The 16,128-nt window shown below is 58.3% G+C and carries 12 protein-coding genes; 7 read left to right on the top strand and 5 right to left on the bottom strand.

Features of this window, described 5'->3' with window-relative positions; all coding sequences use genetic code 11:
• Positions 1-99 precede the first annotated feature (99 nt).
• A complete protein-coding gene (locus tag U1A53_RS14015) occupies positions 100-792 on the top strand; it encodes an HAD hydrolase-like protein (protein WP_322281844.1) in 693 nt (230 codons plus the stop codon).
• 6 nt (positions 793-798) lie between these two features.
• Positions 799-1,725, top strand: coding sequence for a cation diffusion facilitator family transporter (locus tag U1A53_RS14010; RefSeq protein ID WP_322281842.1), 927 nt, complete (start codon positions 799-801; stop codon positions 1,723-1,725).
• A 15-nt stretch (positions 1,726-1,740) separates the two neighbouring features.
• On the opposite strand, the gene U1A53_RS14005 is transcribed toward U1A53_RS14010, so the two are convergent.
• Genes U1A53_RS14005 through U1A53_RS13990 form a run of 4 tightly spaced genes read right to left on the bottom strand, consistent with a single transcriptional unit; the run spans position 1,741 to position 7,279 of the window.
• Positions 1,741-2,835, bottom strand: coding sequence for a hypothetical protein (locus U1A53_RS14005; RefSeq protein WP_322281840.1), 1,095 nt, complete (start codon positions 2,833-2,835; stop codon positions 1,741-1,743).
• 34 nt (positions 2,836-2,869) lie between these two features.
• On the bottom strand, positions 2,870-3,940 hold the full coding sequence (locus tag U1A53_RS14000) for a hypothetical protein (protein ID WP_322281838.1): 1,071 nt from the start codon (positions 3,938-3,940) through the stop codon (positions 2,870-2,872).
• A gap of 50 nt (positions 3,941-3,990) precedes the next feature.
• Positions 3,991-4,425, bottom strand: a complete 435-nt coding sequence (locus U1A53_RS13995; protein ID WP_322281836.1) for a hypothetical protein — start codon at positions 4,423-4,425, stop codon at positions 3,991-3,993.
• A 16-nt stretch (positions 4,426-4,441) separates the two neighbouring features.
• Positions 4,442-7,279, bottom strand: a complete 2,838-nt coding sequence (locus U1A53_RS13990) for an ATP-binding protein (protein ID WP_322281834.1) — start codon at positions 7,277-7,279, stop codon at positions 4,442-4,444.
• On the opposite strand from U1A53_RS13990, the gene U1A53_RS13985 reads away from it, so the two are divergent.
• The 5 genes from U1A53_RS13985 to U1A53_RS13965 all read left to right on the top strand — a co-directional run bounded on the left by U1A53_RS13985 (position 7,278) and on the right by U1A53_RS13965 (position 15,080).
• Complete coding sequence (locus U1A53_RS13985) at positions 7,278-7,517, top strand: hypothetical protein (RefSeq protein WP_322281832.1); 240 nt, start codon at positions 7,278-7,280, stop codon at positions 7,515-7,517. The two genes, U1A53_RS13990 and U1A53_RS13985, sit on opposite strands and share 2 nt — an antisense overlap.
• A 118-nt stretch (positions 7,518-7,635) precedes the next feature.
• Positions 7,636-8,412 carry a biotin--[acetyl-CoA-carboxylase] ligase gene (locus U1A53_RS13980; protein ID WP_322281830.1) on the top strand — a complete coding sequence of 259 codons (777 nt, stop codon included), beginning with the start codon at positions 7,636-7,638 and terminating at the stop codon, positions 8,410-8,412.
• A gap of 205 nt (positions 8,413-8,617) precedes the next feature.
• A complete protein-coding gene (locus U1A53_RS13975; RefSeq protein WP_322281827.1) occupies positions 8,618-11,956 on the top strand; it encodes a protein kinase in 3,339 nt (1,112 codons plus the stop codon).
• A 68-nt stretch (positions 11,957-12,024) separates the two neighbouring features.
• On the top strand, positions 12,025-13,734 hold the full coding sequence (argS, locus tag U1A53_RS13970) for an arginine--tRNA ligase (RefSeq protein ID WP_322281826.1): 1,710 nt from the start codon (positions 12,025-12,027) through the stop codon (positions 13,732-13,734).
• Between the two features lie 161 nt (positions 13,735-13,895).
• Positions 13,896-15,080 carry a DegT/DnrJ/EryC1/StrS family aminotransferase gene (locus tag U1A53_RS13965; RefSeq protein WP_322281824.1) on the top strand — a complete coding sequence of 395 codons (1,185 nt, stop codon included), beginning with the start codon at positions 13,896-13,898 and terminating at the stop codon, positions 15,078-15,080.
• A gap of 82 nt (positions 15,081-15,162) precedes the next feature.
• Here U1A53_RS13965 and U1A53_RS13960 read toward each other — a convergent pair whose 3' ends face one another.
• The gene (locus tag U1A53_RS13960; protein WP_322281823.1) at positions 15,163-16,086 is read right to left on the bottom strand and encodes a tetratricopeptide repeat protein; all 924 of its coding nucleotides are present in this window, start codon (positions 16,084-16,086) and stop codon (positions 15,163-15,165) included.
• Positions 16,087-16,128 lie beyond the last annotated feature (42 nt).

Raw genomic sequence — 16,128 nt, 5'->3', positions numbered from 1 at the left:
AGCCATGCCGTCAAGGCAGGTCAAGTGTCGTCAAGCGGATCAAGCACGCACTTCTTGACCACTTCTTGACGGCGAAGCCTTGACCTCTGCCTTCCTCCCATGCCCCGCCTGCTCCTCTTCGACATCGACGGAACCCTGATCGACAGCAATGGCGCTGGCGGCGCGGCGATCCTTGATGCTGCGGAGGAACACTTCGGCATCCAACGCGATGCTTTGCCGCCGCTGCAACTCGCCGGAGCGACTGATCCGGCGATTGCGATGGATGTGTTTCAACATGTGAACCGCCAGCACTCGCCCGAGGAAGTCACCGCATTCCTCGACCGCTATCTCGCCCATCTTCAACGCCGGCTTCAAGCCACCGACTTCAGCGGCTACACGCTTCCGGGCGTGGTGACCTTGCTCGAAGCTCTGCGTGCCGAAAGCTCGGCTCATCTCGGCCTGCTGACCGGCAATGTGCGCCGTGGTGCGGTGATCAAACTCTCGCGCCATGGCATCTACGAGCATTTCATCGATGGCGGTTTCGGCAGCGATCATCACGACCGCAACCAGCTCGGTCCCGTGGCCCTGCAACGCATGCAGGACGCCACCGGAACGCGCTTTGATCTCGCCGATGTCATCGTCATCGGCGACACGCCGAAGGACATCCGCTGCGCCGAGGCCTTCGGCGCGAAATGCCTCGCCGTGGCCACCGGTCAGTACTCCAGCGCTGAGCTGGGCGCCCTGAATCCTTGGCGCTGTGTCGATTCATTTGCCGATGTGTCCGCGATGGTCGATTTGCTGCTGCGAGACTGATCCGTCATGAGCCACTCCACTGATGCCACCCGCGCCATGCGGCTCTCGCTTGCCGTGGGATTTCTCATGCTCGTGCTCAAGGTGAGCGCGTATGTCCTCACCGGTTCCGCTGCGATCCTCGGCGATGCGGCGGAATCCGTCGTGCATGTCGCCGCCGTGATGTTTGCGACCTTCAGCCTCGGCCTGCTGCAAAAACCCGCCGATTCCGACCATCCCTACGGCCACAGCAAGATCGCCTTCTTCTCCGCCGGCATCGAGGGCGGCCTCATCGTCGTGGCGGCGTTGTTCATCATCTATGAATCCGTGCGCCGCTGGTTCCTGCACCTGCCGCCGGCCAACTTGGATGAAGGCCTGGCCCTTACCGCGCTCAGCATCGCCATCAATGCCGCGCTCGGCACGTATCTCATTCGCACCGGCAAGCGTGGCAGTTCATTGATCCTCGAATCGAATGGCAAGCATGTGCTCACCGATGTGTGGACCAGTCTCGGTGCGCTTGTGGGCCTCGGACTCGTCGCCTTGACCGGCTGGCATGGCTGGGACCCGATCTGCGGCCTTCTCATGGCCGCGAACATCATCTGGACCGGCTACGGCCTCATGCGCCAAAGCGTCGGCGGCTTGATGGACAGTGCGGACCCCAAGCTCGATGCCGCGCTCGACGCCTCCCTCCGCCGCGAAACCGAAATGCACGGCCTCCAATTCCATGCCCTGCGTCATCGCGATGCTGGAGAAATGCACTACGTCGAAGTGCATCTGCTGTTCCAGGACGACATCATGCTGCGCGACGCCCACCGCACCGCCACCGAGATCGAGCACGCCGTGCAGGCCAGCGTGGACCGCCCCGTGCTCATCACCACCCATCTCGAATGCCAGGGCGATCACGATGAACTCCACCAGCACGGCGAGGCCAGCGATCCGAACAGCAAGCGCGCATGATCCCGCTCGATGCCTTCAGATCAGAGGCTCCAGGTCTGTGCAGAGCTTGCTGTCCTCGCAATATCGCGTTGTGCCATCATCTTCGATGCGAATATGCGCGAAGGACTCAGGATAACGGTTTTTGAGTTCCAGCCCTTTGGCCCCTTCTGGAGTCCCGGTCAAAATGACCCGGCACCCAGCTTTGCGGATGCTGGTGACCACCTCCTCCACCGGCAGACGCCTGCCTCCCACTCGCCATGGCGTGATCACACACAGCGGCGGCTCACCAGCTTCTGCTGCCTCCTTCAGCGATTCAAAAAAACCATTCTCCCACATGTCCGGCAGTGTTCCCGTCTCTGAACCATGATGGCTGACTTTGATCACCGCAGGACGCAAAGCCACCCCATGCTTTTTCTGCCAGCGCCGCCAGGCCAGCCAGTTTGCCTCTTCCATATCCCCGCCCAGCAGGACTTGCTTGCTCTGATGCTCAAAGACCAGCCCCAGGCTGACACGGTTGCTCGCCACCTTCACCGGCCTGGCAACTGTCTCACCATTGACCTCCTCAAACTGGTTCCTGAAGTCGTTGCAAAAATCCTGCTTCGGTTTTTCCCAGGGGCTGATCGCAGAGACGGTCATGCCCTTGAGTTCAAACACCGCCCCGTCCCCTCCCATCGGCGTACAAAGGCGGGCTTTGCCGCCCAGACCATCGTGTCCGGCCAGTTTTCTGGCCACCTGGATGAACCTGCCGCTCATCAGCGCGGCCTTCCCAGGTTCCCTGCCGCGTATATCCGGGTGCTCTGCCAGCTTCAGGTACCACTTCTCGTGCATCGTGTCATCCTGCCCGCCCCACCAGAACACCGTCTCCGGCTCGAGTTCCGGGCGGTTGAGCAGTCGGTCAAAATTTCTCAGGTGATCCAGGTGCGGATGTGTCGCCGCCACCAGCTCGACTGGCGGGCAGCCCTGCGCCTTCAGGCATTGCAGCGCAGGCTGCAGTGCGTCCGTCTTGCCCCCATGATTGTCCACGACGGCGGCTCTCTTCGCAGGTGCATCCGCAGCATCACAGGGGCTGTCCCAGACCAGCACATTCGTCTCACCGAAGCCAGGGCCGTAAATCCAAAGGTCGAGCGCCATCGTTACATTCTCCCATCCAGTGGTTGGTTTTTTTCTAACGAGCGGCGGCCCGGTAAGGTTCCGCCGCCTGCTTTTGCTCCTCTAGGCGCGACCATTCTTTCTGCTCAAATCCAGCTACTCCCTGCTGGTCCGTCAGGTTGCTCGGCAATGACGCTGCCGCAGCCTCCAGAGCATCCGGTTCAGCCGGTCGCTTTGGGCCGTTTTTCAGCGGGCGGTACTCCACCGGCCTGCCGTCCGCATCTAGATCGATCTCCAAATCAAACCCCGCTCCCTCCTCACTCCCCTCCGGCAGCTCATCTCGGCGAAACTCCCGCTCCACCCAGCCATACCGCTCCCTCTGCGGATGCTCAAAGCGGCAAATCACCTGATCACCGTCTGTCCATTCGACTGTGGCGGGAGTCACCACGCGGCCTTTAAGCTTGTATAGGTGTAACAAGGCCTTTTTTGCCGCCTCCTTGATCCGCTCATCCTTTGCCCCCCATGCCTCCAGCAGCGATACCTTGTGTTTTTCGCTAAAATGCGGGTGATCCGCGAGATTCCGTATCAAGTGAGTGATCTCTGCCGCACAAGCCTCAATGGCATCAGGTTCTCCCGCGTCCACCCACAGGTTGTATGCGATTTCGATCTTTATCTCATAATAATCAGCATAATCCTTCGCCTCCAAGAGAACTTGTTGTCCCAGCGGGATGGGCCTCTTGCTGAAATACATTTCCACCCTACCTTGGCTCGGCCCCTGTGTGTCATCTTCGAGTTCTTCTTGAGCTGATGTTGCCGACAGAAAGTCGGGGGGCTGAACTGCATCTGGGAATGAAGCTGTTTCAAGCCGGTTACCATCCATCACAGGCGTGCGGCCTCCCTGATCTTGGAATGACTCTTCGAGTTGCTTTCTGTACCTCAGTATCTCGCTCGCCCCGAGGTCGATCACACGATGAACTAAATTCCCAACAAACGCCCGTCTCTGGGCCTGCTCCCAACTGTCATCCTTCGCATTCGCATGGATTCTTCTATCGAGTGAATGCTCCTGTTTATAACGGTTGAACTCCGGAAGCTGGTCCATGGTATCGCCACGGCATGCTTTCAAAGCATTTTTGCTCTTCTGGATCACATGCTGAGAAACAGGCTCACCATTGGTTCTATAATGTAATGGATGACCTCTCATAATTTGCCTGATTGGGATAGCTCATCGAGAACAATGCTCGCAAAATTAAGCGGCGTACGATGGTACTTTGCTTCATGCAAAACCCCCTTTAGAGGCGCCACCGATTCTTTGCACATGGCATTTGAAAGGCAGATAACTGGAACCGAGGGAAACTTCTTCCGGCACTTTGCAATCACATGCAGTCCAGTTTCCATGCCTCCATTGGTCTCCTCCATAGTCAGATAAAGCCCCGGAGGCATCATCATGTCGATGACAAACAACCTGGGCGGGTTTGGGGAGCTTTTTTCTTCAAAGTAGAGCCATGCATCATCTACATTGTCGATGTGGCGCACCTTCAATCCCTTCAATTCCATGGCGGCGACATAGAAGTCCATGGGCCCGTGATCGTCATCGATCAGAATCACATCATAGCATTCGTCAGGGATCGCCATAGCAGGTAGGGACGGCCTAATTAGTCCGTGGTTTGCCCAAGCGCAAGCTCGCAGGGAAGCAGAGCCGCACACGGGTCGGTTTGCGGTATGGGTTGAAATCCTTGGGTGGGCCACCAAAACCCCCACGAATTGGGGGTTCATTTGGAACGAAAAACACCCTCCCGTCATGCTTCCGCATCACCTCCCGGACCACCGACAGCCCGATACCGGTCCCACTGACATCTTTGTGGGTGGAAGAGGTCACACCCCGAACGCCGGACAAAAACATGCGCTCCGCCGCCTCGGCGTCATCATCCAACCCCACGCCAAAGTCCACCACATCGATCCAGTATTCCACCGGCAGTCCGTTCATCGAGTGGCAATGGACTTGAACCTTGATTTCAAAGTTCTGGGCATTGTCACGGTATTTAATGGCATTGACCAGCAGATTGAAGAACACCTGCTGCATCATCAGCTTGTCCACCCACAGCCAAGGGATGGTTCCTTGAAATTTTTCGATGCTAATCCGGCCATCAGGGAGCTTGTAGCGGCGCAGCAGAGGGCGGAGCTGGCGGGCCACCGGCTCCACGACCGTAGTGGCAAGATCGCAATGCTCAAAATTAGGTTTCAGGCTGTCAAACGAGTCCCCGAACAGCTTTGCATTGAGCGCCAGGCGACTCATCAGATCTTTGTAGCTCAGCACATCATCCAGAAAATCCGCGCCAAACTCCTGCTTCAGATCAGAGATGCCCCTTTTCTTGAGCGCCTCCTGGAGAAATTCCACCGCTCCGGTGATGCCCATCAGGGGGTTTTGCAACTCGTGATTCAGGCGCACCAGGGACTGAGCCTGATCTTTTTGCGTCAGGAGAAGTTCAAGGTAAGGCAGTGCCGATTGAATGATGGCATCCAACTTACCCGCATCCTCATCCGTGAACATGGTTGAGGCAGGCGAGTCAGGTTTGAAATCTTTATTGCGTAGGCGGATGACACCTAACACTTCCCCACCTAGTCGGGCAAGGGGGGCAAATAGCACCTCTTCCCTGTCAGTCAGCGGAAGGTCTTTCGACTTGCCCTTGTGACCAGGGGCCCTTGGCGCATGGTCGGCAAACAACATCTCACGCTCCTTCCAGCAGCGTCCCGTCAACCCCTCCCCGAGCTTGTAGTGATGCTCTGTAGGCGGCAGTTCTTTATTCCACTCAATCTTTTGGATGCACTTCCCCACAGGCTCCAAACGCGTACGGGAAGCATCACGCAAGAAAATGGACACTGCCTCACAGTGGAACGCTTCAAGCAGATGATCGCGCAAATCATCGATAAACGGTACCACGCCGGATTTAGCATTTCCACAGATATAATTGGTCGCACCTGCGGCTGCCGCACAGGATTCACCACCAACATAGTCCGCCCACATCGCGATCAGATGAGCCAGCCATTCAAGCATGTGCTTTTCCTTGCGTAAATCTTGATCTGTAAAGATGGCAAACATGCCGCGCAGATGATGCGCATTGGCCGTGTCGAAAATAGGCACACAGACCAGCCACCTCGACATCACATGGGATAGAAATCCCTTGTTCAAAAACTTTTCGCGCACCTTTTCGTCCGTGAGATCGCGAAACAGAACTCTAGAAGTTGCCGCGACCCTGCCTGCCAAGGTGCCGTGTTGACTGATGCTTTTATCACCGTCTATGAGACCACCGTCCCGGCCTATGGCATCAAGCAAGTAGAACTTTTCTGTGCTGGGATTGTAGCTGAATAGTTTAACATATTCTGGCTTCAACAGCCGATTGAGCGTCGTCACCGCACTGCGATAAAATGCCTCCGGACTGTTGGCGGGCCTCGCGTCAAAGGCTATCACCAGCTCTTTAAGACCCACCGTACTGGCTTGCGCACCGAATGGATTTGGTGGGTGATTTTCCGCTAATGATTTCCAGGCGCTTTTGTTCAGTTCGATCTCCACGGACCACTCATCTCGACTCTCCATGATCCATTCAACGCAGGTCAAAGCTGTCTCCTCCCTGGAGTTCTCAAAGTGATCCTGTTCAAGCACAATCCATCCGGCAAAGGAACTCTCCACCAATGCCTGCATCACCTCCTTAACGGGCACGATTCCATGACTCGGCACACAAAACCCTTTGGGGTAACGGTGTGACCAGCGTCCGTAGTCAGGTATCCACCCTTTCAGATGCACGTTTTGTAATTTCCCAAACAGCGGGCTTTTGATGCCGGTCACCTCTGCTTGATCACACAAGCAGTCTTTAACAAACGCCACCGGATTGTCCTCCGCGATGACGGCATGAGCCGTGTCCACAATCAAACGCAAATTTTCGCATGCCTCCGTGGTTTTCTCTAGAGCGTCCTGAATAGCCTCCATCTCTGAAGATTGCTTCTTCTTCGAAATGCGCATGAAGTGCTCACAGACTTCCTTATGCACCTTCTCGAAGAGTTCCTCCACTTGGCTGCGCCTGCGGATGGGCATGAGCCAATGCGGGTGAATCACCAGCGTGATGGGTTTCTCCTGAACAAGATACTTCCACGCATCCTCTGGCCATGAATCGAGGTAAAGGTAAATGTCACGCCGCTTGCCAAGATACGCTACGCGCTCTTCCAAGGTGCCGCCGACGAGCCCGATGACCTCAATATCGTAGCGCGCGCACCTCTCCACCAAGGTATCGATAGGGCCTATTTCTTTTAATTTCCCATCTTCCCGGATAAAGATGTTTTGCGGATTCTGCGCGATTTCGATGCCTTTGTAGCCGCAGGCCTGGAGGACTTGGCACATGTAGTCCAGGTCATCAATCCGCTGGCCCCAAGTAACGGTTTCAAACGCCACCTTGAATCTGCGGGCTGACGGAGGTGCTGGAACTGGTTCCGACATGATGCAGGCAGATACGGCAGATTACGCTGCGGATCAATCACTCAAAGGCCGGTCCACGGGCAGCAGAAAGGCTTTGCGGATGGATTCGATGTTGTCTTTGCGCCAGGCCCCAGGCATGGTCGGTCGCGAGCTGGATTTCTTTGCGATGGGTGGTGAGGGTAGTGATTTTGGCGGTGATGAAATTGTATTCAGGCCGGTGAAACCGCCAGCGCACCGTCATCGAATTAATCTTCTCTGAGGGCTTTTTTGCTAAATACCTGATTCACCCGTTCTTTGGCAAGGAGTTTCAGGCTCCCTTCTGGCAGAAAAAAATTGACCGGCGTGGCTTTGTTCTGTCCTCCATTCATCTTGCCCACATGATCCCACTCGACGTCACCGCCCTGAACGATCCCACGCTGCCGTGGCACGTCACGGTGCTGGAGGAAGTCGCTTCCACCAGTGACTGGCTCAAACAACGCGCCGCCGAACTGCCCGTCGGCACCGTCGTCTTCACCGAATCGCAAACCGCAGGCCGCGGACGCCGCGACAACCGCTGGATCGCCCCGCGTGGCAAGGATTTGATGTTTTCGCTGCTGCTGCAACCCGCCGCAACACTCGAAAAATGGCCCCGCATCACCACGCTGGCCGCCCTGGCCATCTGCAAGGCCATCGAGGCCGAACTGCCGCTGCAGCCGCGCATCAAGTGGCCCAATGATGTGTATTTGAACGATCACAAAGTCAGTGGCCTGCTCGCTGAGACCGTTTCGACACGCGGCGGCCTGTTTCTCGTCCTCGGCATCGGTTTGAACGTCAACACTCGTGAATTTGCGCCCGGCCTCGCCGCCACCTCCCTGCTCAAAGAACTGAACTCCCCCGCCCTGCCCGAACTCGACCGCAATTCCCTCGCCCAGCGCCTGCTTGCCGCCCTTCACGAAGAATTGCAGCGCCTCGAGAACGATTTCTCCAGCGCCGTCGCCGAAGTGCGCATGCGAAGCTGGCTCCTCGGCCGTCAAATCCGTGCCCAAGCACCCCAAGGAGAAGTTTTTGGCCGCGTACTTGATTTGAATGAAGAAGGCCACCTCATCCTTGAATTTGCCGATGGCAGCACCCATGCCCTGACCAGCGCCGACGAGGTTCGCGATGTGAAAGCGTGATTGAAGCGCGACTTGCCATCCGAAACGCGGTTCAAACCCCACTTTTCCAAGCCAGCAAATCCCACTTCTATGTGACTGCGGGCCGCATGTCCTGCTCCACAGGCGCTTTAAGCCGTCAAGGATTCCCATCACCTCAACTCTTTGCTTGAGTATTTCAACCCGCCCGATTTAAGATTCGCTTAACCCTAAATCACCTCATTTCCCCATGAGCGACGAACTCGAACCCCCGGTCTATCCTACGGAAGAAGCCACGGAAGGCTCCACCTTCCCCACCTTGGAGGAGATGGCGGCACTGCTGCCGCAGTACGAGTTCCACGACATACTGGGTGTCGGTGGCATGGGTGCGGTGTACCTCGCCAGACAGGCTGCGCTGGACCGCTGGGTGGCCATCAAGCTGCTGCCAGCGTCCGCTTCTCTTAATGAGGACGACGCCAGCCGCTTCATCGCCGAGGCGCGCTCCATGGCCAGGCTCACGCATGCTCACATCGCCGCCGTGCATGACTTCGGCCAGACTGGCCAGGGCCATCTTTATCTCGTGATGGAGCACGTCAACGGTCTGGATCTGCACCGCCTCATTCATCGCGGCGAACTTACGCACGCCCACATCCGCAGCCTCGTCCTGCAGCTTTGTGATGCGCTACAATACGCCCACGATCACGGCGTCATTCACCGCGACATCAAGCCCGCCAACATCCTCATCACCGAGAATTGGCAGGCGAAGATCGTCGATTTCGGCCTCGCCCGCGACAAGAACGCTGATTCCTCCGGTGAAACCGAGTACGGCACGCCGGACTACGTCGCACCAGAACGTCTCCAGGCAGGCGCCCCAGTGGATCACCGGGCCGACATCTACTCCCTCGGCATCGTCATCCACGAGATGTTCACCAAGCTCACGCCGCAAGCCGCCGGGGCCGCTGCGGGCAAGGACTTGCCTGCTGAATTCGCCAGCATCGTCAGCCGCTGCATGATGGTGGACCCTGCGCGCCGCTTCCAAAAATGCAGTGAAATCAAAAGCTTCCTCAGCGCCGCAACCATCCCGAGCGCCGCAGCCACCGCCCCCCCCGCGCACCGCCCGCCCCCTCCTCATTTGCAGGCCAAAGTACGCCAGGGTCAGAAGATCATCGCCAGACCGCAGGAGTCTGAAGGACCTGGCAAGTGGCTCTGGGCCGCCGCGTGCATCTTTTTGCTGATGATCAGTGGCTGGTTCATCCAACATCAACGCAATCCGGACACAGGCTCCCAATCCAAACAAAACGCCCAGGCGAAAAAAATTGCCGCCACGACCGATCAGGCATCTCCAACTGCTTCAAAAGCCGGGACAGAAGCCACACCTCAAAAGGCGAATGCCACGGTTCCAGCAGCCACCGTCATCAGTAATGCTCCGTCCGGTCCCTTCAAACCCGATCCTGGTGATTTTGCCATCCTCAAGCGCCTCAAAGGCCACAATGAACTCGTTTACGCCAACGCCATCCTCTCCGACCAACGCCGTGCTGTCTCCGGCGGCCACGATGACACGCTCAAGCTCTGGGACATCACCACGGGTTCGGAGCTGAAGAGCTTCCCCTCTCCCGTCGGTGACATTCACGGCATACAGGCCGCCTCTGATGGCAAAAGCATCCTGCTATGGTCGTTTCGCAGCGATCAAGTCGCCATCTTCGACATCGAGCAGGGCAGGACGATCTCCAGCATCAAAGCCCCAACAAACCGGCTGTCTCTCGCAGCCTGGGCCGCCGACCAAAAAAGCGTCTATCTGCTCTGCAATGACGCCAATGGCGGAGTTTACTACTGGGATCCTTCCAAGGGTGCCGTGCTCCAGCAGTTCTCCGATTGGACACGTGCGGCCTATCATATCTTCCCGCTGCCTGCAACCAAGCCGGAGGACACACCCCAGGTGCTCGTGATCGGCACCACCATGAAGCCAAACCCCAATCAAGGCCCCGACTCGACACAAAACCTCATCAGCGACAAAGCCTGGGCATCGCTTTTTTCCGTGCCCGACCACCGCCTCATCCGCCATCTGCCGGATTACACCAACATCCGCAATCGTCTTTCCCTCTCGCCGGATGGCAGCACGATCGTCGGCGGCCTCGGTACCGTTTACCTTCTTGATGTCCCCGCGCTCACCACACGGTTCAGCATGGATGCGCCGTCAAACGTCAGTTGTTCGAGCACCACCTGGGCAGGTTCGGGACGGCTCATCGTCTGCGGCTACGCCAATGGCAGCCTCCTCATCCGCGAGGCTGAGACAGGAGCGGAACTCGCCAGTCTCGACATCGGCTTGCGCACCAACGCGGTCAGCATCTCACAAGACGAAGGCTGGATGCTTGTTTCCGGCTTCCCTATCGACATCAAAAAACCAAAAGCCGAAGACTATGACGCCCTCGTCATCCGTCTTCCAGACCTGAACAAGCTCGGCTCTGACAATGGTTTCCTCGCCCTCGCCACACGCCAGGTTTCAAGGCTCGAAAGTTTCGATCCTGAACTCGCCGCTCTGCGTTCCCAGGCTTCCCCGCCCGACGCCGTCACCAACGATGACCAACTTCGTGCCCAAGTCCGCGATCTCACCAACAAATACGGAGCCGCCTTGAAGCGCTCCGCCGTCACCGCCTCTCCCAAAGATCAGATCTCCATGAACGCCGAGGCTGATGCCATCGCCAAAGGCACTCCTGTGCCAGATCCCGCCACAGACGCCGCCACCTCTGGTGATCACAAGCGCTTTCGTGGCATCTACCGCCAGCAACTCGCCGAGCTCGAAACGCGTCGGCAAGTGTCTGCCAGCGCGCTTCGCCAGAGCATCGATGCCAGTGTCCAAACACTCGCCGCCAAACGCCAACAAGCCAATGATCGTCTCGGAACTGCACGCTGTGGTGCACTCCTCGCCAGCCTGGGTGATCTCAAGCCATTCAATGCCATCGTGGCATCCGCATTCGTCTCCTCTGCCACTTCAGCGCCACCTGCAGCGCCAGTCCTCGCGTCGGCCACTCCATCGACAGCTCCCGCCACTGCCCCTCTCGCACTTCCACCCGCTGCCACAGTGCCTGTCAGCGCGTCAGCGACAAAAGTTCCCTTCGCCAACGGAGTCAAAATCGAAGTCGCGATTGGCCGCCCTTCCAAGATCAAAGGAGGCGATTTTGATGACAAGATGCAGGTGATGGAGCCGAAGATCAAACTGACCAACACTTCGACCACCCAGTCTTATGACGGTTTCAAGGCCACCTTTCTCCTGATCGGAGAAAGCGCGGTTGACATCAAAGTCATGAAGGTGCTGCAGCGTGAGGAGTTTCCAGTCTCCATTCCCATCCGTCAGTTTATCGAAAACAAACCTCCAAGCGTCACCACTCAATACGACACAACTGGAGCCAAATTCGGCTTCAAGTATGATGGCTGGGTGATTCAAATCACCGACCTCAATGGACAGATCGTCCATACCAAGTCCACCTCGCCAACCTTGGAAAAGATGCCGGAGCAGGTTCAGGGCCTGAAAGCCGAACAATGCTACGACAAGAAACTCAAGCCTGTGGCTGAGCCTGAATTGCGCTTCTGAGCCTGACAGCACGATGTGGTGTTCGTCATTGAACTGATCACCACTTCATACTATGGGCGCGTTTCTCCATGTTCCGCGCCCTGCTCACGTCCCGTCTCCAAGCCGCCTTCACCGCCGCTGGCATCCAGCTTCCGGAAGGTTTTGCCGTCTCTGTCGTTATTGCTTCTGATACCCGCTACGGCGACTACCAGAGCAATGCGGCGATGACGCTGGCCAAGCAGCTCAAAACCAATCCCCGTGCTCTCGCCGAGCAGATCAAAGCGGCGCTTCAGGTGGATGATCTGTGTGAGAAAATCACCGTGGACGGCCCCGGTTTCCTCAATTTCACGCTCAGCGCAGCGGCGCTGGCGCAACGGCTTGCCGTGATCGTCAAGGATGACAATGTCGGCGTGCCGCAGGTCGAAAAATCGAAGACTATCGTCGTGGACTTCTCCGCGCCGAACATCGCCAAGCCGATGCATGTCGGCCACATTCGCAGCACCTTCATCGGCGACTCGCTGGCACGCATTGCCCGCTTCATCGGCCACCACGTTATCACCGACAACCATATCGGTGACTGGGGCACGCAGTTTGGCATGATCCTGCATGGCTGGAAGACCATCCTCAATCATGAGGCGCTCGACAAAGACCCGATCCAAGAACTCGTGCGGGTTTATAAGAACGTGAATGCGCAGACGAAAGCCGACGAGGCCGTGCTGACCACTTGCCGCACCGAGTTGGTAAAACTCCAGCAGGGCGATCCCGACAACATGGAGATCTGGACGCGCTGCGTGGCGCTGTCGCTGGAGCAGTTGCGCCAGATTTACGGCAAGCTCGACATTCACTTCGACCACTACCTCGGTGAGAGCGCCTACAACGACAAGCTCGCGCCGCTTGTCGAGCATCTGCTCACCAGCGGCATCGCCGAGATCAGCGATGGTGCCACCTGCGTGTTCTTCCGCGACGTACCAGAACTCGCCGACAAGCCCTGCCTCATCCGCAAGAGCGACGGCGGCTTCTTGTATGCCACCACCGACCTCGCGACGATTGATCACCGCATCGACGAGTGGAAGGCCGATGAAATCTGGTATGTCGTCGGTGCGCCGCAGGAGTTGCACTTCCGCCAGCTTTTCCAGGTCGCCAAAAAACGTGGCCAGACCACGCGCATGCAGCACGTCGCCTTTGGCAGCATCCTCGGCCAGGACGGCAAGATGTTCAAAACCCGGTCAGGCGAAAGCGTGGGCCTGCTCGAAGTGCTCGACGAGGCCATCGAACGCGCCGCCGCCGTTGTCGCCGAACGCGAGGGGCTTACCGATTTGGAGAAAATCCAGATCGCCGAAGTCATCGGCACTGGAGCCGTGAAATACGCTGAGCTGAGCCAGCATCGCATGACCGACTACAAATTCAGTTGGGACAAAATGCTCGCGCTGCAAGGCAACACCGCGCCCTATCTCATCAACGCCTACGTCCGCACCAAGAGCATCTTCCGCAAGCTGGATGGTGAGATCGCCCTCACGCCTGAATTAACGATCACGGAGCCTGCCGAGCGCGCCCTGGCCCTCAAACTGGCCCAGCTCGCCGAAATCACGCACGACGTGCTGCTCGACTTCCGCCCGAACCTTCTTGCCAGCTACCTTTACGAGCTGGCGGACACCTACCACAGCTTCTACGAGGCCTGCAACGTGCTGCGTGCCGAAGGAGCCGTGCGCAACACGCGTCTCACGCTCTGCGAAGCCACCAGCCGCGTGTTGAAGACAGGACTCGGCTTGCTGGGCATCCAGACGACGGAGCGGATGTAGTCCGTCAAGGCTTCAAGCATGGTCAAGCGGTCCAGGAGCGCACGCCTTGACGATCTTGACCTTCCTTGACGGCGCAGCCTTGACCATCACCTGACGCGAGAAGTTTCCACAGCTTGCGCTGGCACATTCGGCATTCGTCATTCATTCATTCGTCATTCCCCATGGTCCCTCTCCTCGACGTCAACGCCCAGAACCACCCGCTCGAATCCGAACTCCAGGCCGCCTTCACGCAGGTGCTGAAGCATGGCCGGTTCATCATGGGGCCGGAGCTGGAGACGTTTGAGGCGGAGATCGCGGCGATGGTCGGTGTGAAGCATGCGCTGTCGGTTTCCTCCGGCACGGACGCGCTGCTGCTAGCGCTCATGGCGCTGGACATCAAGCCGGGCGATGAGGTGCTGTGCCCCGCGTTCACCTTTTTCGCCACGGCGGGCGCGGTTTCGCGCCTGGGAGCTGTGCCGGTCTTCACCGACATCTGCCCGATCTGCTTCAACCTGGACGTGAATGACGCGCGGAAGAAGATCACCGCCAAAACGAAGGCGATCATCCCGGTGCATCTGTTCGGCCAGTGCGCGGACATGGACCCGATCCTCGCCTTGGCGAAGGAACACGGCCTCAAGGTGGTCGAGGACGCGGCGCAGTCGATCGGCGCGAAGTACAAAGGCCGTGACAGCGGCACCATGGGCGACTTCGGCACCTACAGCTTCTTCCCGAGCAAGAACCTCGGCGGATTCGGCGACGGCGGCATGCTGGTGACGAATGACGACGCGCTGGCCGAGTACGCCCGCGTGCTGCGCGTGCATGGCGGCAAGCCGAAGTACTACCATCACTACGTCGGCGCGAATTTCCGCATGGACACGCTGCAATGCGCCCTGCTGAGCGTGAAAGTGAAGCGCTACGCGCAATACACGGCCGACCGGCAACGCAACGCAGCGCACTACATCACCGAACTTTCCAAACTGCCCGGCGTGGTGCAGGCCGATCCGGCGCATTGCAAGTGCGTGAGTACCCAGGAAACGTGGCTGGCCGCGCAGAACGCGAAGATCGTGCTGCCCGTCGCCTACGCGCACAATTCACACATCTGGAACCAGTTCACGCTGCGCGTGCTCGACGGCAAACGCGACTCGCTGCGTGATCACCTCGTGACGAAGAAGATCGGCTGTGACATCTACTACCCTGTCACGCTCGATCAGCAGAAGTGCTTTGCGAACCTGCCCGCAAGCTCACTCAGCGGCTGCGAGGTCTCGCACCGTGTTGCGGGCGAGGTGCTGAGCATTCCGATTTATGGTGAGCTGAACGAAGCTCAGCGGCAGGAAGTGATCGCGGCGATTGCGGAGTGGCTGGCCTAAAAGTGCGACGGGCACTCTTGTCCGTCGATGTATGGCGTTCGCCCGCTCCCAAACCGACGGACAAGAGTGTCCGTCGTACTTATCACGGCTTCGACGGAGCTGCAGGAGCAGCCGGCGCTGGCGCAGGTGCTGCAGGAATCGCTGCGGCTGGAGGAGCGCTTGGCGCTGGCGCAGTTGGAGCGCGCGGGGCCGGTGTTGCAGGCTGAGGCGCAGGAACGACAGGTACCGCAGGTGTTGTGACAGCAGGAGCGCCGGGAGGCGTGATAGTGGGAGTAAGGCCGCCAGGAGCAGCATTCAGGTTGAGCTTCGGAATGGCGGCACCAACAGGGGGGACAGGCTTGACCTCCACTTTCGGAGCCGGTGGCGGATCGACTTCCTTGGTCGGTAGTGAGGCGGCGATCCAGCCAAGACGATTCTGGCTGATGGTCTGGAACTCAGGGAGGTCCGGAAACTTCACGGCGAGGTCTTCGTAAGCCTTTTTGGCTTCGTCAGCCTTGCCGTCGGCCCAGAGGAGATCGCCAAGGCGGACTTGGGCGAGCGGAGCGGTCTCGCTGGAGGCGAATTCGTTCACGATGCGCTCAAAGATGGCCTGCGCCTCCTTGCGGTCGCCCATGGAGTCGAGCTTGGTGCCGAGCCCGAGAAGCGTGTGAACGAACAAAGGATGCGAGCTGTGCTTGCTGGTGAATTCCTTCAACACCTCGACGGCGGAGGTTTTTTTGTTCTGCTCCCAGAGCAAGTCCGACTTCAGCAGCAGCGCGTTGGCGGCGGCGTTCGTGCTGGCATAACGCGAGATGACGAGGTCGCAGTCCTCCACAGTTTTGGCACCGGTGAACGCCTCGGCGGCCTCAGCGGCCTTGAGGGTGCTCTGATGGTGGATGAGGCCGTAGGCAATGATCGCGACCACCGCGATGATGAAGAGCCAGACGAGCTTGCGGAAGTTGTCCTCCAAGAACTTTTCCATGCCGGTGGCCGGGACTTCCTGCGAGAGCGAATCGTGTGCTGACATGCGGTGGGGAGCTTTGAAACGTGAAGAAGAGTGCGGGACAGT

It is taken from the genome of Prosthecobacter sp. (genome assembly GCF_034366625.1).
Lineage (GTDB): Bacteria > Verrucomicrobiota > Verrucomicrobiia > Verrucomicrobiales > Verrucomicrobiaceae > Prosthecobacter.
Note: the sequence above shows the minus strand (reverse complement) of the source record. Positions and strands in the feature narration are given on the sequence as shown.

Coding starts and splice junctions, on each gene's coding strand:
- U1A53_RS14005 (WP_322281840.1), bottom strand. CDS start 2,835: ATGGCGCTCGACCTTTGGATTTACGGCCCTGGCTTCGGTGAGACGAAT.
- U1A53_RS14010 (WP_322281842.1), top strand. CDS start 799: ATGAGCCACTCCACTGATGCCACCCGCGCCATGCGGCTCTCGCTTGCC.
- U1A53_RS13995 (WP_322281836.1), bottom strand. CDS start 4,425: ATGGCGATCCCTGACGAATGCTATGATGTGATTCTGATCGATGACGAT.
- U1A53_RS13965 (WP_322281824.1), top strand. CDS start 13,896: ATGGTCCCTCTCCTCGACGTCAACGCCCAGAACCACCCGCTCGAATCC.
- U1A53_RS13990 (WP_322281834.1), bottom strand. CDS start 7,279: ATGTCGGAACCAGTTCCAGCACCTCCGTCAGCCCGCAGATTCAAGGTG.
- U1A53_RS13975 (WP_322281827.1), top strand. CDS start 8,618: ATGAGCGACGAACTCGAACCCCCGGTCTATCCTACGGAAGAAGCCACG.
- U1A53_RS13960 (WP_322281823.1), bottom strand. CDS start 16,086: ATGTCAGCACACGATTCGCTCTCGCAGGAAGTCCCGGCCACCGGCATG.
- U1A53_RS14015 (WP_322281844.1), top strand. CDS start 100: ATGCCCCGCCTGCTCCTCTTCGACATCGACGGAACCCTGATCGACAGC.
- argS (WP_322281826.1), top strand. CDS start 12,025: ATGTTCCGCGCCCTGCTCACGTCCCGTCTCCAAGCCGCCTTCACCGCC.
- U1A53_RS13985 (WP_322281832.1), top strand. CDS start 7,278: ATGATGCAGGCAGATACGGCAGATTACGCTGCGGATCAATCACTCAAA.
- U1A53_RS13980 (WP_322281830.1), top strand. CDS start 7,636: ATGATCCCACTCGACGTCACCGCCCTGAACGATCCCACGCTGCCGTGG.